Below are 18,715 nucleotides of genomic sequence, written 5' to 3'. Positions count from 1 at the left end.
AAGATGTACACGATGACCGAGCCACGGGTACGCCTCGACGACCTGGGCGCCTGGCTGATCAAGGGCAACGCTGACCTGGTCGACCTCGCCGCCCGGTTCGCCCGCGAGCCACTGGTGACGAGCTGGTGTGTGCGTCCCGGCTACCGGGCGCGGTTGATGCGCGCCGGGCAGCCGGTGGTCTTCTGGGCCAGCGGCAGCCGGGGCCGACTGCCGTACGGAGTATGGGGCGTCGGGCGGGTCACCGGGGCGGCCGAGCCAGGCGCACCGGGGCAGCCGTGGTCGGTGCCGCTGGATCTGCCCATCCTCGCCGAACGGGACCGGGTATCCCGGCTGCTGCTGCGCGCCGATGACCGGCTCGCCGCCCTGGAGGTGTTCCGTCAGCCGCAGGCCGCCAACCCCTCCTACCTGACCGTGGCCCAGTTCGCCGCGCTGCGTACCCATCTGCCGGAGTGAGCGGCCCCGGGCCGTGACCGACCTGCGGCCCTGTGCGAGTCTGCTACCCGTCGTTGCCAACGGACCTTCGGGGAGGCCCGGTGTTCGCCCTGCCGCTGACCGAGGACGTCGAGCTGCGCCCGTTGAACCCGTGGCGGGCCGAGGAGTTCCTCGCCCACCTCGATCGGGCCCGTGAGCACATCCAGCCCTGGGTGTCGCCGTCCTTCGTCGCCACCGATCTGCCGTCGGCCCGTGCGGTGTTGCAGCGGTACGCCGACTTCTGGGCCAGCGACAGCGGTGGCATCTGGGGGCTGTGGTGGCGGGGCACACTAGTGGGTGGGGTCATGTTCGTGTCGTTCGACGTGACCCGGGGCGTCTGCGAGGTCGGTTGCTGGGTGGAGCCGGCAGCGCAGGGCAGGGGCATGGTCGCCCCGGCGGTGCGCCGGATCGTCGACTGGGCGGTGCGCGAGCGCGGCATCCAGCGGGTGGAGTGGCGTACCAACGCCGACAACACCCGCAGCAAGGCCCTCGCCGACCGGCTCGGCCTGCGCCTCGACGGCACGCTGCGCCAGGTCAGCCCGGGTCCGCACGGTCGGATCGACCTTGAGGTCTGGTCGGTGCTGGCCGACGAGTGGTCCGCCCGCCACGCACCGTCCACTGACGACAGCGAATAGTTGTCATACCCGAGCGGCACCATGCATCCATGGCCGTCCCCGCGCTCACCCCTCGTTCCGACCCGCCGCGTTCCGTGCCGCTGCGTGAGGCGCGCACCCGGTTCAGTCAGCTCGTCGCGCTGGGCGAGCTGACCGACGCGGTCACCGTCGTCACCCGCGACGGCGATCCCCGCCCGGTCGCCGCGATCGTCCCCGCCGCAGCCGCCCGCAGCGGCGCCCAGGCCCGCGCCGACGCCGACCGGCTCGCGACGGTCACCGCCGGCTGGGCCCGCCGCCTCGAAGAGCAGCACCGACGCAGCACACAACGACACGCCGCCGAGCTTGGCGCGGTCCGCGCGGCGCTGGCCGAGGCGTGGGCCGAGCTGGACAGCCGGGTCGTCCCGGGCAGCGACCCGACGCTGGCCCGGCTGCGCGCCGCACACGCCGACCTGCTCGCCGGCTGACTCGCGGCGGTCTGCTTGCCGCGGGCGGCGGCGAGGGACGCGCCGGCCCGGTCCACCCCCGGTGACGATGTGGCCGGCGTCGGGTCAGCCGGTGGCCGGGTACGCGTGGGTCTCGGTCGCCTTGACCGCCACCCAGACCCGCTGGCCGGGAATCAGCCGCAGCTGGGCGGCGGCGGCCGGCGTGACGTCGGCTGCCACCCCGATCGGTCCGTCCAGTTGCACCCGCACGTTGTCACCGTGGCGCTGGACGCCGGCCACGGTGCCGGCCCAGGTGTTCCGTGGGCTGCCCTCCGGCCGGGCCGGGTGTAGAGCCACCGCGGCCGGACGGAACGCCACGAACGCTTCGCCGTCCAACCGGTCGGCGACCGTGAGGGTCAGCTCCGGCGAAACCCGCACCCCGTGCCCGTCGGCGCGACCCCGGTACAGGTTCAGCCCGACCAGCCGAGCGACATAGTCGGTGCGCGGGCGGGCGGTGACGCTCGGCCCGTCGCCCTCCTGCACCACCCGGCCACCCTCGACGATGACCAGCCGGTCGGCCAACGCCAGCGCGTCCAGCGGATCGTGGGTGACCAGCACCGTCGCGCCCGCGTGCGCCGACAGGTGCCGGTGCAGCTCCGCGCGGGTGTCCAGCCGGGTGCGGGCGTCCAGTGCGGCGAGTGGCTCGTCCAACAGCAGCAGCGACGGCGCCACGGCCAACGCGCGGGCCAGCGCCACCCGCTGCGCCTGACCGCCGGAGAGCTGCCGCGGCCGGCGCTGCGCCTGCGCGTCAAGCCCCACCCGACCCAGCCACTCCAGGGCCGTGGCGCGGGCGGCCCGCCGCTCGACGCCGTGCCGGCGCGGCCCGAAGGCCACGTTGTCCAATGCGCTGAGGTGCGGAAAGAGCAGGTAGTCCTGGAAGACCACGCCGATCGACCGGCGTTCGGTGGGCACCCAGCCACCGGTCGCCGGGCGGTCCAGGTCGACGTCGTCGAGGGTGACGTGCCCGTCGGTGAGGGGATGCAGCCCGGCCAGCGCCCGCAGCGCGGTGGTCTTGCCGGCGCCGTTCGGGCCGAGCAGCGCCACCACCTCGCCCGGCGCGACCCGCAGCGGCACGTCGAGCCGAAAGACGCCCCGGTCGACGACGAGCCGCGCGTCGAGAAGCCGGTCGCTCATGCGGTGGTCATCCAGCGGTCCCGCAACGCCACCAGGATGCCTACCGACACGACGAGCAGCACCAGGCTGAGCACGATCGCCGACTCCAGGTCCGTCTCCAACGCCAGGTAGACCGCGAGCGGCATGGTCTGCGTCCGGCCGGGGTAGTTGCCGGCGAAGGTGATGGTGGCACCGAACTCGCCGAGCGCCCGCGCCCAGCAGAGCACCGCCCCGGCGGCCAGACCGGGCGCCACCAGCGGCAGCGTGACGTGGGTGAAGGTGGTCCACCGACTGGCGCCCAACGTCGCCGCGGCCTCCTCGAAGCGGTGGTCGGCGGCGCGTAACGCACCCTCCACGGCGATCACCAGGAACGGCATGGCGACGAACGCCTCGGCCAGCACGACACCCGTGGTGGTGAAGGGCAGGGTGACGCCGAACGTGCTGTCGAGCCAGCCGCCGAGCAGGCCGCGCCGGCCGAAGACCAGCAACAGCGCCACCCCACCGACCACCGGCGGCAGCACCAGCGGCACGGTGACCAGCGCGCGTACCAGCCGACGGCCGGGAAACTCGACCCGGGCCAGCACCCAGGCGAGCGGCACCCCGAGCAGCAGGCAGAGCGCGGTGGCCAGGGTGGCGGTCTGCACCGACAGCCGCAGTGCGGTCAACGCTCCCGGCTCGGTGAGCCGCTCCGGCAGGGTCGTCCACGGTGCCCGGATCAGCAGCCCCGCCAACGGCAGGACGAGAAACAGCAACCCCAGCCCGGCGGGGATCAGCAGCGCCGCCGGCACCCGCCCCCGCCGTCGAGACGTGGGCGGCCGACGGTGGGGTGTGTTGTGGTCGTGGACCTGCCTCACGGAGCCTGGAACCCCGCCTCGGCGAGGACCGCCTGCGCCGGCGCCGAGCGGACGTACGCGACGAAGGCCCGTGCGCCGTCCGGATTCGGCGCGTTCTTCAACGCGACGATCGGGTAGTCGTTGACCGCCCGCGCCGACTCGGGAAACTCCACACCGGTCACGTCGGCGCTCGCCACCCGCGTGTCCGTTCGGTAGACCAGTGCCGCGTCGACCTCGCCGAGCTTCACCTTGGCGAGCGCACCCTTGACGTCCCGTTCCAGGGTGACCGGCGTCAGCGCGACGCCGGCCGCGTCCAGGGCGGTGCGGGCCGCAGCGCCGCAGGGAACCTGACTGGCGCAGAGCGCCACCTTCACACCCGGGTTGGTCAGGTCGGCCAGGCCGACCACCGCCTTCGGGTTGCCCCCGGGCACCGCGATCACCAGCTGGTTGCGGGCGAAGACGCTCGGCGTGCCGTCGGCGTCGCCGGCCTCGACAACCGTGGCCATGTTCGCCGGGGCGGCCGAGGCGAACACGTCCGCCGGCGCGCCCTGGGTGATCTGGTTGGCCAGGGCGGAACTGCCGGCGACGTTGAGGGTCACGCGGCTGCCCGGGTTGGCGGCCTCGAAGTCCTTCCCGATCCGGGTGAACGACTCGGTCAGCGAGGCGGCCGCGAACACGGTCACCGGGCCGGTCACCCGCCCGTCCCCACCGCTGCCGGTTGCCCGGCCGTCGCCCGCGCTGCAGCCGGTCACCGCCAGGCCGGTGACCGCCAGGCCGGCTGCCACCAGCACGGCCACCGCCGTACGCCTGCCCCGCGCGTCTATCCGCCCGGCCGTCCGTGCGTCTATCCGCCCCGCCGTCCGCGCGTTCATCCGCCCGGCCGTCCGCGCGTTCATCCGCCCGGCAGTCCCCGCGTTCATCTGGCCGACCGTCCGCGCGCCGGGGCGGGTGCGGCCCGCTCCACCACGACCGTGGTCGACTTGATCACCGCAACGGCCACCGAACCGACCCGCAGGTCCAGCTCGTCGACGGCCTCCCGGCTCATCAGCGAAACGACCCGGAACGGGCCTGCCTGGATGTCGACCTGGGCCATCACCGTGTCCTTACGGACGTCGACGACGATGCCGCGCAACCGGTTGCGGGCCGAGGAGAACTCGGCGCCCGCATCCGGGTCGGTGGCCTGAGCGCGAGCGAACGACGCCAGGTCGACGCCGTCGACGACCCGGTGGCCGTGCTCGTCGCGCCCGGCCGGCAGGCGCCCGGCGTCCACCCAGCGGCGAATGGTGTCGGCGCTGACGCCGAGCAGGTCGGCCGCCTCCCCGATCCGGTACGTCGTCACCCGCTCACCCTAAACCCGCACCTGCCAGGGGGAAAGCCCGACATTGGCAGCAACCGCGTTCACTGAGGGCCGCAAGGCCAGCATTCGCGCCCTTCTGCTCGGCGTCCGGACGCCTGCGGCCCTCCTTGGGCGCTCCCGCAAGATCGCGCTCGAACCAGGAAGTAGTGGTGTCGCGTACCGATGAAGCCACTGCATCCTGGTTCGAGCACGATCTTGGGCGCGGGGCGCGGGGCGCGGGGCGCGGGGCGCGGGGCGCGGGGCGCGGGGCGCGGGGCGCCCCAAAACCCGCACCCGGTCGGTCGGGCCCGGTGTCCGTCCTCAAGATCCGCGCAATATCAGGGATGTTGCTGCCTCTCCCGCGCCGAAGGCAGCAACATCCGGGAAGTTGCCTAGATCTTGGGCCGTCGCCGTCGCCGTCGCCGTCGCCGTCGCCGTCGCCGTCGCCGTCGCCGTCGCCGTCGCCGTGGCCGTGGCCGTGGGGTGTGGGCGCGGGGTGGGCGTGGGGTGGGCGTGGTGTGGGCGCGGGGTGTGCGGCGGGCGGGCTCGCGTGAGCCCGCCCGCCGCGACGGTCAGCAGTTGCGCAGTTCGGGGGACTGGTTGAGCAGTTGGCCACGGGTCGACACGAAGCGGCGGTAGCGCTCGCTGTCGACGGCCGATGGGCGGAACGCGGCGACGCGGTGGCAGTTCTGGAAGGCCAGGCGTACGCCGAAGTGTCGCTCCAGGCCGGCGCGGATCGCGTCGCTCGCCAGCGCGCGGAGCAGTTGACCCCGGTCGGCGTCGGTGGGCGGCGGGACGACGTTGTCGGCCAGGTCGGCGTCGCCGGCCTCCAGTTCCGCGACCACCCGGCTGACGGTGGCCCAGGCGTACGGCAGCGAGTCGCGGACGCAGGCGATGAACGCCTCGTCGTCGATGGGGCCGCGTTCGGCGGCGTCGAGCAGGGCGGGCGGGACGGTGAGTGACATGGTTCTCCTCCGCTTCAGCTAATGATTACCGTTTTCAATAACGGCGTCGACTGAGCAGACCACGTCATCGCAGGGACGTCAACGACCCGCAGGGCGTGCCGCGTGAAAGAACCGCGATCCGAAGGAGGTCAGGGCCGGCGGGGGTGGCCCTTGAGATGCCGGCCCAGCTCGCGGGCGATCTCCCGGTTGGCGTCGCGCTCGGCCAGCGTCTGCCGCTTGTCGTAGGAGCGCTTGCCCTTGGCGAGAGCCAACTCGACCTTGGCGTAGCCGTTCTCGAAGTACATCGACAGCGGGACCATGGTCACCCCACCCTCGCGGACCTTGTCCAGGATCCGGTCGATTTCGGCGCGGTGCAGCAGCAGCTTGCGGTTGCGGCGCGGGGCGTGGTTGGTCCACGTGCCGTAGGCGTACTCGGCGATGTGCAGGCCGTACAACACGATCTCACCGTCGCGCTCGTGCGCGAACGCGTCCACCAGCGAGGCCCGCCCCTCGCGCAGCGACTTCACCTCGGTGCCGACCAGCACGATGCCCGCCTCGTACGTGCGCAGCACTGTGTACTCGTGCCGGGCCTTCTTGTTCGAGGCGATCAACCGGCGTTCGGGCTGCTTGGAGGGGCTCACCCCGCGACGATATCCGGCCGCTGCCTCAGCCGGTCGTCCGGCGTTCGGCGAGCAGTCGCGCGGTCAGGTCCCGTACGGCGTCCCCGAACGCCTCCTGCGACTCACACGGCCAGTGTCCGAGGATCGGTGGTGGAACGCTGTCGCTGGGCGCCGGCACCACGTCCTGCGGGTCGGTCAACCGCCGGTCCACGGTCGCCGGCGGACCGGTCAGCGTCTCGGCCTCCCCGGGACGGTGGGAGGCGAAGATCCAGCCGCCGATCGGGTCGGTGTCGCGCCACAGGTTGATCCAGCGCCAGCCGATCCGTTCGCCGATCTCCCGCAGCGCCGGCTCGTCGGCGTAGGCCGGGAAGAGCCGGGAGTACAGCCGGCCCAGCGGTGACCCGTAGGTCAGCAGGGCGACCCGCTCGGTGATCCGGGTGGGCAGTTGCAGGACCGTGGCGGCGAGCAGCACCGAGCCGTGGCTGTGTCCGGCCAGCAGCACACCCTGCCCCTGTTCGACCAGGTAGGTGATGCGCTTGGCCAACTCCGGCACGGCCCGCTCGGCGTAGCAGGGCGGCGCGAACGGGTGCGCCGCCCGGGGCCAGAAGGTGCCCAGATCCCAGAGCACCCCCACGTACCGACGGAACTGTGCCGTCCGGTACGCGAAGATGCCGCCCACCACCAGGCCGAGCAGGATCGCGGCGATCACGTAGCTACCCGAACCGATCAGGAAGTTGACCATGCCCTCCGGCACGCCGATGTAGCGCTGCGCCACGTCGCCGGGTGGGAGCTGGAGCAGGCCGAGCACGCTGGTGGCCAGGCCGAGCGCCGCCAGGCCGGCGTACACCACGGAGAGCGGTTCCAACCGTTCGGTGAAGCGGGCCCGGGCCACCGCCTGCTCGACCCGCCGCAGCCGGGCCGCCGCCCGCGGCGGCGCGTCCGGGAAGTCGGCGGCCACGATCGCCCGCGCGGCCCGCCGCCGCCCGCGCCGGGTCATCCTGGTGACCAGGCCGGCCACCAGCAGTGCGGTCACCACGGCCAGGAAAAACCCGAAGATCGCCCATTTGTACGCCAGGGGAGGGCTGGTCTCCAGGCCGTCCGCGGTCGTCCCTTCGCGATCGAGCAGGTCCGCCACCCGGTAGACCAGCTCGGCTGAGAACGCCACGGCGAGCCCGGCCGAGATCGTCATGAAGACCGGCGCTCCCAACGCGCGTATCGGTGACCGGCTCTGCCCGCCGCCCCGCCGCCAGATCACCAGCACGGCGAGCGCTACCACCAGGACCGTCTGACTGACGAACAGCCAGGCCACGATTGCGCCGTAACCGGGCAGCGCACCGCCTTGCGGCCACGGCGCCGGGCTGATGACGACGTGCACGATCACCAGCATCGTCAGGCCGCAGGTGATGGTGCGCAGCCCGCGGAAGACGGCGTCCACCCGGGGCGACCGGTCGGTGCGGTCGATGCTCGGCACCACGGTGACCATGACCAGGCAGGCCAGCAGCGCCGCCCCGGTGGCCGTCAACAGGATCACCATCACCCACGAGCGGTGCTGGCTGGCTCGCGCGGCCAGCAGGCTGCCGCTCAGCGTGGCGAACGCCGCCGCGACATGGACCGAGCGCAACCGGCCCACCAGCGGCTCGCCGTCCCACTGGCCGACGGCGCTCAACTGGTGTTTCGACGTCAGCGTCGAAGGCGTCCGGAACGCGTCGAACGAATGGCCCGGGCGAGCGCCCAACCACCAGACGAGCCCGATGGCGGCGACCGGCACGAGCGCCAGCACACCCAGGCGCAGCCCGGTCGGGCGCCCGCCGAGCCAGGACAGCCAGCTCCGGCCGGACAGGCAGGACGGGGTGTCCATGCAGCGCCACGCGACCAGGTCCAGCGCCACCCCGACGATGGAGAGCACGTAGAGCACGGTGAGCGTGAGGGCGAGCACCCGGCACAACGCCATGAAGCCGCGCTGCGAGACGGTGTTCGCCGGACGCATCCAGAGCGCCACGTTGCAGAGCATGAACGGCAGCAGGAAGACCAGCGACAGCGTCCGCACGGCAGTGCCGGAGGGCAGGTCACTCCAGCGGTACGCCTCCAGCGTCACCCCGTCCGTTCCGGTGGAGTCGGGATAGCCGGGTCGGGGTCGGTAGAAACCTCCGCTGCGGTCTCCGGCGACCTGGTGCACGTACGGCCGGTCCAACACCTGGTCCGCGCCCGCGCCGGAGACACCGTGCACCCGCAGCTCCACGATCCCGCCCGACGTCGTCGGTCCGGTCGGTGTCGCGTCCGCCATGGGCCCCCCGAGGTTCGCGCGGCAACCGGGCGGGTCGTCGATGTCCGGCCACCCGCGCGGCTTCCCGGCTTACCCGTCTGCGAGGCGGTCAACCGTGGGCCGGGCCTTGGCGATGGTGCGGTCGACCCTCGACAGGTGATTTCATGGCGCCATGGCGAACCCGGTGATCCTGACCGTCGACGACGACCCCGTGGTGTCCCGGGCGGTGGCCCGGGACATCCGGCGCCGCTACGGCGACCGCTACCGGGTGTTGCGGGCGTCCTCCGGCCCGGAGGCGCTGGACGCGCTGCGCGAGGTCAAACTGCGCGGCGAACAGGTGGCGCTGCTGCTGGCCGACCACCGGATGCCGGAGATGACCGGCGTCGAGTTCCTGGAAGCGGCCATGGACATCTTCCCGGCGGCCCGCCGGGTGCTGCTCACCGCGTACGCGGACACCGACGCCGCGATCGAGGCCATCAACGTGGTCGACCTGGACCACTACCTGCTCAAGCCCTGGCACCCGCCGGAGGAGAAGCTGTACCCGGTGGTCGACGGGCTGCTGGAGGCGTGGGCGGTCACCCCGGACGCGGCCAGCGCGGAGATCCGGGTCGTCGGGCACCGCTGGTCGGCCCCGTCGTTCAAGGTCCGCGACTTCCTGGCCCGCAACCTGGTGCCGTACCGGTGGCTGTTGTCCGACGATCCGGAGGGCGTCCGGTTGCTCGACGCGGCCGGGGCCACCGAGGCGGACGTACCGCTGGTGGTGACGCCGGAGGGCAAGGCGTTGGTCGCCCCGAGCGAGGCCGAGTTGGCCGCGCTGGCCGGGTTGACGGTGGTGCCGGCGTGTGACTTCTACGACCTGGTGGTGATCGGCGGCGGCCCCGCCGGTCTCGGTTCGGCGGTGTACGGCGCGTCGGAGGGGCTGCGCACCGTGCTCGTTGAGCGACGGGCGACCGGCGGTCAGGCCGGGCAGAGCAGCCGCATCGAGAACTACCTGGGCTTCCCGGACGGTGTCTCCGGCGCGCAGTTGACCGATCGGGCTCGGCGGCAGGCGGTCAAGTTCGGCGCCGAGCTGCTCAGCGCCCGGGAGGTGGTCGGTCTCAGCGAGGCCGGCGGTGCCCGGCTGCTGCGCTTCGGCGACGGCACCGAGATCGCCGCGCACACAGTGGTGCTGGCCACCGGCGTCTCGTACCGGGTGCTCGACGCCCCGGGGCTGGCCGACTTCACCGGGCGGGGGGTGTTCTACGGCGCCGCCGCCACCGAGGCGCCGAGCTGCGTCGAGCAGGACGTCTACATCGTCGGCGGGGCGAACTCCGCCGGCCAGGCGGCGGTCCACTTCTCCCGGTACGCGTCGAGGGTGCACCTGCTCATCCGTGGTGCGGACCTGACCAACTCGATGTCGCGTTACCTGATCGACCAGCTGGAACGGATCGACCGGATCACCGTGCACCCGCACACCGCCGTGGTCGGCGGGGCGGGGGAGGACCACCTGGAACGGCTCACCCTCTGCGACACCCGCACCGGGGAGGCCCGCTCGGTCGACACCTCCTGGCTGTTCATCTTCATCGGCGCGGAGCCCCGCACCGACTGGCTGGACGGGGTGCTGGTCCGCGACGACCGTGGTTTCATCGTGACCGGTCCGGATCTGCTTGCCGGGGGGCGGCGGCCGGCCGGCTGGTCGCTGTCGCGCGACCCGTACCACCTGGAGACCAGCGTGCCGGGCGTGTTCGCCGCCGGCGACGTGCGGGCCGAGTCGGTCAAGCGGGTCGCCTCGGCCGTCGGCGAGGGTGCGATGGCGGTGTCGCTGGTGCACCGCTACCTGGAGGCCCAGTGAGCCAATTCTGCGAGCCCAGTCGCGAGCGAAGGAGTCCCGGTGAGCGCGAGGAGTGAGCCGGGTTTGCGAGCCCCGCAGTCGCGAGCGAAGGAGTCCCTGTGACCACCGAGTCTGACCGGCTGACACCGGCGCAGTTGCGCACCCTGTTCCTGTTCGAGGCGCTCGACGACGGGCAGCTCGACTGGCTGGCCGAGCACGGCCGGGTCGAGCAGCGCGCCGGCGGCACCCTCGTGTACGGCGAGGGTGAGCCCGCGACCTGCTTCTTCGTGCTGGTGCGGGGGGCGGTGGCGTTGAGTCGCCTGGTGCGCGGCGACGACGTCGAGGTCAGCCGGACCGACCAGCGCGGGGTGTACGGCGGGGCCACTCAGGCGTACCTGGGTGACCAGGTCGACCAGATCTACCGCAACAGCCTGCGGGCGGTGACCGACGCGGAGTTCTTCGTGCTGCCGGCGGAGGACTTCGCGTACGCCCTGCGGTCGTGGTTCCCGATGCCCATGCACCTGTTGGAGGGGCTGTTCTTCGGGATGCGGGACAGTCAGGCCATCGTCGGTGAGCGGGAGCGGTTGCTGGCCCTCGGTTCGCTCTCGGCGGGGTTGACCCACGAGCTGAACAATCCGGCCGCGGCGGCGGTGCGGGCCACGTCGGTTCTGCGGGACCGGGTCGCCGGGATGCGGCACAAGCTCGCCATGATCGCCGACGGGCGGCTCGACGGAAGCGCCCTGCACGGCCTGGTCGCCTTGCAGGAGGAGGCGGTCGCCCGGGTGGCCACCGCGCCGAAGCTGACCCCGATGGCCACCGCCGACGCCGAGGACACTCTCACCGACTGGCTGGAGGACCATGGCGTCGGCGGGGCCTGGGACCTGGCGCCGATCCTGGTCGGCGGTGGGCTCGACGCGGCCTGGCTGGCGCAGGTCAAGGCCGCGGTCGGCGCCGCGGACCTGGAGGCGGCGGTGCGTTGGCTCACCTACACGGTCGACACCGAGCTGCTGATGCGCGAGATCGGCGACGCGGTCACCCGGATCTCGGGGCTCGTGGACGCCGCCAAGCAGTACTCGCAGCTGGACCGCGCGCCGCACCGGGTGGTGGACGTGCACGACCTGCTCGACGCCACGCTGGTGATGTTCAAGGGCAAGATCCCCGCCGAGGTCAAGCTGGCCCGCGAGTACGACCGGGGCCTCCCACCGGTCCCGGCGTACGCGGCCGAGCTGAACCAGGTGTGGACCAACCTGATTGACAACGCGCTGGGCGCGATGGGGGAGAAGGGTGTGTTGACCGTCCGTACCGGACGGGTCGGCGACCAACTGGCGGTGGAGATCACCGACACCGGGCCGGGCATCCCGCCGGAGGTGCGTCCGCGCATCTTCGAGCCGTTCTTCACCACCAAGCCGGTCGGCGCGGGCACCGGCCTGGGGCTGGACATCTCGTACCGGATCGTGGTGCACAAACACCACGGCGACATCCGGGTGGAGACCGAGCCGGGGCGTACCACCTTCCGGGTCCTGCTGCCGATCACCGAGGACGCACCGCACTGAAGTCCCCGCGTCCGCCGCGCCGATCTTGCAGTTTCGGTTGTCGATATGGGTGGTACGCCGCCTTGTGTCGGCACAGTAAGTGCAAGATCGCGGGGTGGGGTGCAGGGATCAGGCGGGGTGGTTGGGGGTGAGGAAGTCGGCGAGTACCCGGGTGTGGGTGGAGAACGCCAGCTCGACCGGGTCGGTGAGCACCAGCCACTCGGTCGCCTCCTCGGTCGGCGCCGACGGTGGCAGGTCCTGGGCCGCCCGCTCGGGCAGCACTCCGAAGACCATCATCGTGCCGCCCGCCGGTGCGCCGTGCACCGCGAACAGGCGGGCGTCCTCGGCCGCCGCGATCAGGCCGGTCTCCTCCCGCAGCTCCCGCACGAGGGCGTCGGACCACTCCTCGCCGTACTCGATGAAGCCGCCGGGCAGCGCGAGCAGGCCGCGGGCCGGCTCGATGTCCCGGCGGACCACCACCACACCCAGGCCCTCGGCGGTGCGGACCGGCAGCACCGCGACCGCCACCGGCAGCGGGTTGCGCCAGACGGTCTCGCCGCAGACCGCGCAGACTCGCGGCCATCCGGCGGCCGGCGGGTAGGCGGCGCCGCAGTAGGAGCAGTGCGAGTACGGCGTGCCGGTCATGCCGCAGCACGTTACTCCGACCCCCGCCCAGACCGTCGCGCCGCCGCCTCGTCCCGGGCTCAGGCTGCCGGGTCGCCCGTGTAGAAGGCGGTGGTGCGTTCGGCGGCGGCCTTCGCCTCGTCGGCGTCGGTGCCAGCGGCGATGCTCGCTTCGCACCACAGTTGGCTGCTCAGCTCCATGGCCCGTCGTCCCTCGGCGGAGGCGGTCCACTCGGCGCCCTGCTCGGGGGTGATCCCGCTGCCGTCGCCGGCCAGGTGCGAGGCGAGGCCGAGCAGCCCGAGGTCCCAGCCGACGCCGACCGCGCCCGGCCCGAACTGGGCCCACCGGTCCTGGTCGACGTGCGCGATGTGGTCCAGGTCGAGGCGGGCCCGCTCGTCGCCGACGGGGGTGACCCGCACCTCGATCCAGCTCACCTCGCCGCCCATTTCCCAGGTGGCGGTGAAGCGGTGCGGCGGCTCACAGCTCTCGACGTTGCCGTGGGCGTTGCCCTGGAGCTGGTACGTGCCACCCAGCCGCAGGTCACCGGAGATCGGAAGGAACCAGCGCGGGATGCGCTCGGCGCTGGTGCAGGCGTCCCACAGATCCTCGGCCGTCGCCTGGTAGGTCTGGCTGATCGTGGTGACCCGCGCCTCACCGGCTTCCAGGGTGCGGCTGCCGACCTTCCGCTGGACGGCGTTGATCTGCTCGGTGGCGTCGAACATCAGGTGTTCCTCTCGTCGGGTTTGTCGGCGGGCCCGCGCAGCCGACGCTCGCGTCGGCCCCGGGCCAGCTCGGTGGCGAGTGCCGCCAGGGGTGGGGTCCAGAACCGGCGGAAGTGCTCCAGCCAGCCGTCGACCTCGCGCAGTGGGCGTGGGTCGACCGCGTAGAGCCGCCGGGTGCCCTCTGGCCGCACGGTGGCGAAGCCGTTGTCGCGCAACACCTTGAGGTGCTGGGACACGGCGGGCTGGGAGATGCCGAACTCCTCGCGGATGACCGCGCTGACCGCGCCAGCGGTCTGCTCGCCACCGGCGAGCAGTTCCAGGATGCGGCGCCGGACCGGATCGCCCAGCACGTCGAAGGCGTGCACGACGACAGTTGTATCACTGACGGCTTATTTAAGGCAAGTCTGATACTCCGATAAGCTTGTCCAGCCGGATCGGCAGTTCCCGGATCCGTACGCCGGTCGCGTGGTGCACCGCGTTGGCGACCGCCGCCGCGGCGCCGACGATGCCGATCTCGCCGAGGCCCTTCACCCCGGCCGGGTTCAGCTCGTCGTCCCGCTCGTCCAACCAGTACGCCTCGATGGACTCCACGTCCGCGCAGCCGGTGATGTGGTAGGTGGCCAGGTCGTGGTTGACCCAGTCGCCGTACCGCTCGTCGAGCACGCCCTCCTCGTGCAGCGCCATCGACAGCCCCATCGTCATGCCGCCGATGAGCTGACTGCGCGCCGTCGTCGGGTTCACCACCCGCCCCGCCGCGAACACCCCGAGCATCCGATTCAGCCGTACCTCGCCGGTGTCCGCGTCGACCCGCACCTCGACGAAGTGCGCCCCGTACGCGTACCGGGGCAGCGCCGGCTGCCCACCCACCTCCTCGGTGGTGTCCGCCTCGGCGGTCACCTCGCCGGTCGGCGGCCCGCCGTCGCGCAGTTTCTCGCGCAGCGCCTGCGCGGCGCGTATCACCGCCCAGCTCCAACTGGCGGTGCCCATCGAGCCCCCGGCCACCGGCGCGGTCGGCAGGATGGTGTCGCCGATGTGGATCTCCACCAGCTCCGGCGGCACACCGAGCGCGTCGGCGGCCACCTGCCAGATCGCCGTCCGGGCGCCGGTGCCGATGTCGGTGGCGTTGATCTGGACCAGGAAGCTTCCGTCGGGGCGGGCGGTGGCTCTGGCCGACGACGGCCGGGCGCGGGCCGGGTAGCTCGACCCGGCCACCCCCGTGCCGACCAGCCAGCGCCCGTCGCGCCGGGCGCGGGGCGTCGGGTCCCGGTCCGCCCAGCCGAACCGCTGTGCGCCCTCGCGCAGGCAGGCCACCAGGTTGCGGCTGGTGAACGGGCGCCCCTGGTCGGGGTCGACAGCCGTGTCGTTGCGGATGCGCAACTCCACCGGGTCCATGCCGACGGCGATGGCCAGCTCGTCCACCGCCGACTCCAGGGCGTACGCGCCGGGGCACTCCCCGGGGGCGCGCATCCAGAACGGCGTGGGCACGTCGAGGCGGACCAGCCGGTGCGTGGTGCGGCGGTGCGGTGCCGCGTACATGCTGCGGGTGTAGACGGCGGTCTGCTCGGCGAACTCGCGGATGGTCGAGGTCTGGCTGATCGCGTCGTGGCAGATGGCGGTGAGCCGGCCGTCGGTGTCGGCGGCGAGGCGGACCCGCTGGATGGTGGGGGTGCGGTAGCCGACCGGCCCGAACAGTTGCTGGCGGGTCAGCGCCAGCTTCACCGGGCGGTCCACGTGCCGGGCCGCCAGGGCGGTCAGCACCACCGCGGCCTTGGCGTAGCCCTTGCTGCCGAAACCGCCGCCGACGTGCTCGGTCACGACCCGCACCGACTCCGGAGACACCTCGAACAGCTCTGCGAGGGTGGCCCGCACCGACGACGCGCCCTGGTTGGAGTCGTGCACCAGCAGCCGTCCGTCGTGCCACTGCGCCGTCGTGGCGTGCGGTTCCATCGGGTTGTTGTGGTACGCCGGGGTGCGGTACGTGGCGTCCACCCGCACCGGGGCGGCCGCGTACCCGGCGTCGAAGTCGCCCTCGGCGGTGTCCGTCGGATAGCTGGGGTTGACCTGGTCCGGCTTGTACAGGCCGGGATGGTCGTCGGTGAGCACGGTGCTGTGCGGGCCGGTGTCGTAGTCGATCCGGACCAGCCGGGCGCCCTCGCGGGCCGCCTCCAGGCTGGTGGCCACCACCACGGCGACGTACTGCCCCCGGTAGTGCACAGTCGGCTCCTGCAACAGCCGCAGCTCCGGCTGCGGGCCGGGCGCCATCCGGGGCGCGTTGCCGTGGTGCACCACGGCCAGCACACCGGGCGAGGCCAGCGCCTCCGTCATGTCGATCCGGGTGATCCGGCCCCGCACCACCGCCGACGGCACCGCCCAGCCGTAGGTGACCCCGTCCACCGGGTACTCCACCGCGTACCGGGCCGTGCCGGTGACCTTCGCCGGGCCCTCCAGCCGGGGGTACGCCCGTCCGACCGCCCCGGTGCTCACGACGACGCCAGTTCGCTGAGCGCCCGCACGGTGATGGCCCGGGTCAGTGGCAGCTTGAAGCCGTTGTGTCGTAACGGGCGCGCCTCGGCCAGCTCCGCGTCGGCGGCCCGTGCCGCCAGCTCCGGGCTGAACTGACGACCGCGCAGCTCCTGCTCGGCCCGGTACGCCCGCCACGGCCGGTGCGCCACCGCCCCGTACGCCAGCCGCACGTCGCGAACCACGTCCCCGTCGAGGTCCAGCACCGCGGCCACCGAGCCGACGGCGAAGGCGAACGAGGCCCGGTCGCGCACCTTGAGGTACGTCGAGCGGCGCGCGGCCGGTAGGGGCGGCAGCCGTACGGCGGTGATCAGCGCGCCCCGGGTCACTGTGGTCTCCCGTTCCGGCTGGGTGCCGGGGGAGCGGTAGAAGTCGGCGATCGGGACGTCACGGGGGCCGTCGGCCTCGTGCACCTCCACCACCGTGTCGAGGGCGGCCAGCGCGACGGCCAGGTCGGACGGGTGGGTGGCCACGCACTGCTCGGACCAGTCCAGCACGGCCAGGTCGCGGTTCTGGCCGTGCAGAGCGGCGCAACCGCTGCCCGGCTCTCGCTTGTTGCACGCCTTGCCGGTGTCCTGGAAGTAGACGCAGCGGGTGCGCTGCAACAGGTTGCCGCCGGTGGTGGCCATGTTGCGCAGCTGTCCGGAGGCGGCGGCGAGCAGGGCGCGGGCCAGCACCGGGTAGTCGCGGCGTACCACCGGGTGGGCAGCGAGGTCGCTGTTGCGGACTGTCGCGCCGATCCGCAGCCCACCGTCGGGCAGCCCCTCGACGGTGTCGAGTGGAAGCCGGGTCACGTCCACCAGCACGTCGGGGCGTTGCACCCCGAGCTTCATGAGGTCCACCAGGTTGGTTCCGCCGCCCAGGTAGGCGGCCTGCGGTTCGGCCGCCAGCACGGCGACCGCGTCGGCCACGTCGGCGGGCCGGTGGTAGCGGAACGCCTTCACGAGGACGCCGCCGTCTCGCGCACGGCCGCGACGATGTGCGGGTACGCGGCGCAGCGGCACAGGTTGCCGGCCATCCGCTCGCGAATCTCCGCGTCGGTCAGCTCGGCGGGCGTGTTCAGGTCGTCGGTGACAGCGCTGGGCCAACCTCGGGAGACCTCGTCGAGCATGCCGCGGGCGGAGCAGAGCTGCCCGGGGGTGCAGTAGCCGCACTGGAACGCGTCGTGCGCGATGAAAGCGGCCTGCAACGGAGACAGCTCGTCCGGACCCGCCAGTCCTTCGACTGTCACCACCGACCGGCCGTCCACGGTGACCGCGAAGACCAGGCAGCTCTTCACCCGGCGGCCGTCGAGCAGCACCGTGCAGGAGCCGCACTGGCCGTGGTCGCAGCCCTTCTTCGCCCCGGTCAGGTCGAGATGCTCGCGCAGCGTGTCGAGCAGGGTGGTGCGGTTGTCCAGGGTCACCGCACGGGACGCGCCGTTGACCTCGACCGTCACCCGGGACGAGTGGCGCTCGTCGATCGTCGTCGCGTTCTCTCCTCCGCCCTGCACCGGCCCAGACTAGCTTTGTCGGTATATCTCAGGGCGAATAACGCAAAGCCCTTCGTACGGGAGGTGACGACGGTGACCGCCGGACTGTTGCTCGCCGCCGGCGCCGGGCGGCGCTACGGCCGACCGAAGGCGCTGGTGGAGCTGGACGGCGAGCCGCTGGTGCGGCGCGCGGTCCGGCTGCTCGGCGACGGCGGCTGCGCACCCGTGCACGTGGTGCTCGGCGCGGGCGCCGACGAGATGCCCGACCTGCCCGGCGCCGTGCCGGTCCGGCACGACCGCTGGTCCAACGGGTTGGGCTCGTCGCTGCTGCGGGGCCTGGCCTCGCTGCCGGCCGACGTACCGGCCGCCGTCGTGGTCCTCGTGGACCAGCCGCTGCTCAGCCCGGTCGCGGTGCGCCGGGTGCGCACTGCGTACGCCGACGGCGCGGTCGTCGCGGTCGCCACCTACGCCGGCCGGCGCGGGCACCCGATCCTGCTGGCTCGACGAACCTGGCCGCTCCTGAGCGGGTATGCCCTCGGCGACCGGGGCGCTCGCGACCTGCTGCGCGACCGGCCGGATCTGGTGGTCGAGGTGCCCTGTGACGACGTCGGGTCCCCGGCCGACGTGGACACCCCGGCCGACCTGCTCCGACTCCGCCCGCTCAGCGGCGGGTCAGCCAGCGGGGCAGCCCCTCGCTGGTGACCGCGTGATAGGTGATCATGACGATGACGCCGATCAGGCCCAGCAGCGGGCTGACGAACCAGCCGAGCAGACCGCTGAGCCCGTACAGGATCAGGCCGGTGACCGGTCGCAGCCGCTGCGTACGCACGTACTCGGGGCTGACCCGACGCTCCAGCAGTGCCGGGTGGCGGTGCAGGTAGCCGAAGAACACCAGCCAGGGGGCCGACATCAGGGCCGCGGCCAGCGCGTACAGGGCGACGGCCGCGCGTTGGTCGTCGGTGTCGCCGTGGGTGAACGCGGACGCCAGCACCGCGGTGGGGAAGGGAATGATCACCGCGCCGAAGAGCACACCGAGGTTGATCCAGCTCAGCGTGAGCGTGGTGCCTCGGATCAGCCGCAGCAGCGCGTGGTGGTTGAGCCAGAGCACCCCGATGTAGACGAAGGACACCACGAAGGCCAGGTAGGAGGCGCCCTCGCCGAGCAGGCCGGTGAGGAGTTCGCCCTCGTGGTACTCGGGCACCCGTAGCTCGATGACCAGCAGCGTGATGACGATGGCGAAGACGCCGTCGCTGAAGGCCGTCATCCGGTCGGTGGCGGAGACTCGCCCCTTGGGGTCGGGCTGCTCGACCTCGTCGGGTGCTGCGGACATTGCCGCAGGCTAGCCACTCGGCGACGCGGT

Annotated in this window: 20 protein-coding genes; 6 read left to right on the top strand and 14 right to left on the bottom strand. The window is 72.8% G+C overall.

Features of this window, described 5'->3' with window-relative positions; translation table 11 throughout:
- Positions 1 to 12: 12 nt before the first annotated feature.
- The 3 genes from GUI43_RS18580 to GUI43_RS18570 all read left to right on the top strand — a co-directional run bounded on the left by GUI43_RS18580 (position 13) and on the right by GUI43_RS18570 (position 1,549).
- Positions 13 to 453, top strand: coding sequence for a hypothetical protein (locus tag GUI43_RS18580; RefSeq protein WP_112602463.1), 441 nt, complete (start codon positions 13 to 15; stop codon positions 451 to 453).
- A gap of 80 nt (positions 454 to 533) precedes the next feature.
- Positions 534 to 1,106: a GNAT family N-acetyltransferase gene (locus GUI43_RS18575; protein WP_112590056.1), complete on the top strand. Its 573-nt coding sequence runs from the start codon at positions 534 to 536 to the stop codon at positions 1,104 to 1,106.
- Between the two features lie 29 nt (positions 1,107 to 1,135).
- On the top strand, positions 1,136 to 1,549 hold the full coding sequence (locus GUI43_RS18570) for a type II toxin-antitoxin system Phd/YefM family antitoxin (RefSeq protein ID WP_112699365.1): 414 nt from the start codon (positions 1,136 to 1,138) through the stop codon (positions 1,547 to 1,549).
- An 84-nt stretch (positions 1,550 to 1,633) separates the two neighbouring features.
- Here GUI43_RS18570 and GUI43_RS18565 read toward each other — a convergent pair whose 3' ends face one another.
- From GUI43_RS18565 to GUI43_RS18530, 7 genes are all read right to left on the bottom strand, one after another.
- A complete protein-coding gene (locus GUI43_RS18565) occupies positions 1,634 to 2,701 on the bottom strand; it encodes an ABC transporter ATP-binding protein (RefSeq protein WP_112590061.1) in 1,068 nt (355 codons plus the stop codon).
- Positions 2,698 to 3,534 (bottom strand): molybdate ABC transporter permease subunit, encoded by an 837-nt coding sequence (gene modB / locus GUI43_RS18560; RefSeq protein WP_112699364.1) that lies wholly within the window; start codon positions 3,532 to 3,534, stop codon positions 2,698 to 2,700. The genes GUI43_RS18565 and modB overlap by 4 nt, the downstream gene beginning before the upstream one ends.
- Positions 3,531 to 4,298, bottom strand: a complete 768-nt coding sequence (gene modA, locus GUI43_RS18555; RefSeq protein WP_428842220.1) for a molybdate ABC transporter substrate-binding protein — start codon at positions 4,296 to 4,298, stop codon at positions 3,531 to 3,533. The genes modB and modA overlap by 4 nt, the downstream gene beginning before the upstream one ends.
- Positions 4,299 to 4,429: 131 nt before the next feature.
- Positions 4,430 to 4,852 (bottom strand): TOBE domain-containing protein, encoded by a 423-nt coding sequence (locus GUI43_RS18550; protein WP_112699363.1) that lies wholly within the window; start codon positions 4,850 to 4,852, stop codon positions 4,430 to 4,432.
- Positions 4,853 to 5,421: 569 nt separating this feature from the next.
- Positions 5,422 to 5,814, bottom strand: coding sequence for an SCO5389 family protein (locus GUI43_RS18540; protein WP_112590077.1), 393 nt, complete (start codon positions 5,812 to 5,814; stop codon positions 5,422 to 5,424).
- 128 nt (positions 5,815 to 5,942) lie between these two features.
- Positions 5,943 to 6,434 carry an SsrA-binding protein SmpB gene (gene smpB, locus GUI43_RS18535; protein WP_112590079.1) on the bottom strand — a complete coding sequence of 164 codons (492 nt, stop codon included), beginning with the start codon at positions 6,432 to 6,434 and terminating at the stop codon, positions 5,943 to 5,945.
- Positions 6,435 to 6,459: 25 nt separating this feature from the next.
- Positions 6,460 to 8,697 carry a hypothetical protein gene (locus tag GUI43_RS18530; RefSeq protein ID WP_112699361.1) on the bottom strand — a complete coding sequence of 746 codons (2,238 nt, stop codon included), beginning with the start codon at positions 8,695 to 8,697 and terminating at the stop codon, positions 6,460 to 6,462.
- A 151-nt stretch (positions 8,698 to 8,848) separates the two neighbouring features.
- Between GUI43_RS18530 and GUI43_RS18525 the strand changes: the two genes are divergently transcribed.
- Complete coding sequence (locus GUI43_RS18525) at positions 8,849 to 10,507, top strand: NAD(P)/FAD-dependent oxidoreductase (protein ID WP_112590084.1); 1,659 nt, start codon at positions 8,849 to 8,851, stop codon at positions 10,505 to 10,507.
- Positions 10,508 to 10,605: 98 nt separating this feature from the next.
- A complete protein-coding gene (locus GUI43_RS18520) occupies positions 10,606 to 12,039 on the top strand; it encodes an ATP-binding protein (RefSeq protein ID WP_112699360.1) in 1,434 nt (477 codons plus the stop codon).
- 108 nt (positions 12,040 to 12,147) lie between these two features.
- On the opposite strand, the gene GUI43_RS18515 is transcribed toward GUI43_RS18520, so the two are convergent.
- From GUI43_RS18515 to GUI43_RS18490, 6 genes are read right to left on the bottom strand one after another with little or no spacing between them, the layout of a single operon-like run.
- A complete protein-coding gene (locus tag GUI43_RS18515) occupies positions 12,148 to 12,663 on the bottom strand; it encodes an NUDIX domain-containing protein (protein ID WP_112590089.1) in 516 nt (171 codons plus the stop codon).
- A gap of 59 nt (positions 12,664 to 12,722) precedes the next feature.
- The gene (locus GUI43_RS18510; protein WP_112590092.1) at positions 12,723 to 13,364 is read right to left on the bottom strand and encodes an SRPBCC family protein; all 642 of its coding nucleotides are present in this window, start codon (positions 13,362 to 13,364) and stop codon (positions 12,723 to 12,725) included.
- Positions 13,364 to 13,729 carry an ArsR/SmtB family transcription factor gene (locus tag GUI43_RS18505; protein ID WP_112590094.1) on the bottom strand — a complete coding sequence of 122 codons (366 nt, stop codon included), beginning with the start codon at positions 13,727 to 13,729 and terminating at the stop codon, positions 13,364 to 13,366. Before GUI43_RS18505 ends, GUI43_RS18510 begins: the two co-directional genes overlap by 1 nt.
- Before the next feature lie 28 nt (positions 13,730 to 13,757).
- The gene (locus GUI43_RS18500; RefSeq protein WP_112699359.1) at positions 13,758 to 15,848 is read right to left on the bottom strand and encodes a xanthine dehydrogenase family protein molybdopterin-binding subunit; all 2,091 of its coding nucleotides are present in this window, start codon (positions 15,846 to 15,848) and stop codon (positions 13,758 to 13,760) included.
- A complete protein-coding gene (locus GUI43_RS18495; RefSeq protein ID WP_112590100.1) occupies positions 15,845 to 16,828 on the bottom strand; it encodes an FAD binding domain-containing protein in 984 nt (327 codons plus the stop codon). Before GUI43_RS18495 ends, GUI43_RS18500 begins: the two co-directional genes overlap by 4 nt.
- Positions 16,825 to 17,322 carry a 2Fe-2S iron-sulfur cluster-binding protein gene (locus GUI43_RS18490; protein WP_181518587.1) on the bottom strand — a complete coding sequence of 166 codons (498 nt, stop codon included), beginning with the start codon at positions 17,320 to 17,322 and terminating at the stop codon, positions 16,825 to 16,827. The genes GUI43_RS18495 and GUI43_RS18490 overlap by 4 nt, the downstream gene beginning before the upstream one ends.
- Before the next feature lie 126 nt (positions 17,323 to 17,448).
- On the opposite strand from GUI43_RS18490, the gene GUI43_RS18485 reads away from it, so the two are divergent.
- Positions 17,449 to 18,057, top strand: a complete 609-nt coding sequence (locus GUI43_RS18485) for a nucleotidyltransferase family protein (RefSeq protein WP_170158751.1) — start codon at positions 17,449 to 17,451, stop codon at positions 18,055 to 18,057.
- On the opposite strand, the gene GUI43_RS18480 is transcribed toward GUI43_RS18485, so the two are convergent.
- Positions 18,017 to 18,685, bottom strand: coding sequence for a TMEM175 family protein (locus tag GUI43_RS18480; RefSeq protein WP_112590109.1), 669 nt, complete (start codon positions 18,683 to 18,685; stop codon positions 18,017 to 18,019). The two genes, GUI43_RS18485 and GUI43_RS18480, sit on opposite strands and share 41 nt — an antisense overlap.
- Between the last annotated feature and the right edge of the window lie 30 nt (positions 18,686 to 18,715).

Source organism: Micromonospora noduli (genome assembly GCF_003264365.1).
In the GTDB taxonomy this organism is placed as follows: Bacteria; Actinomycetota; Actinomycetes; order Mycobacteriales; family Micromonosporaceae; genus Micromonospora; species Micromonospora noduli.
The sequence above is the reverse complement of the archived record's forward strand: the minus strand, read 5'-3'. Positions and strand labels throughout refer to the sequence as shown.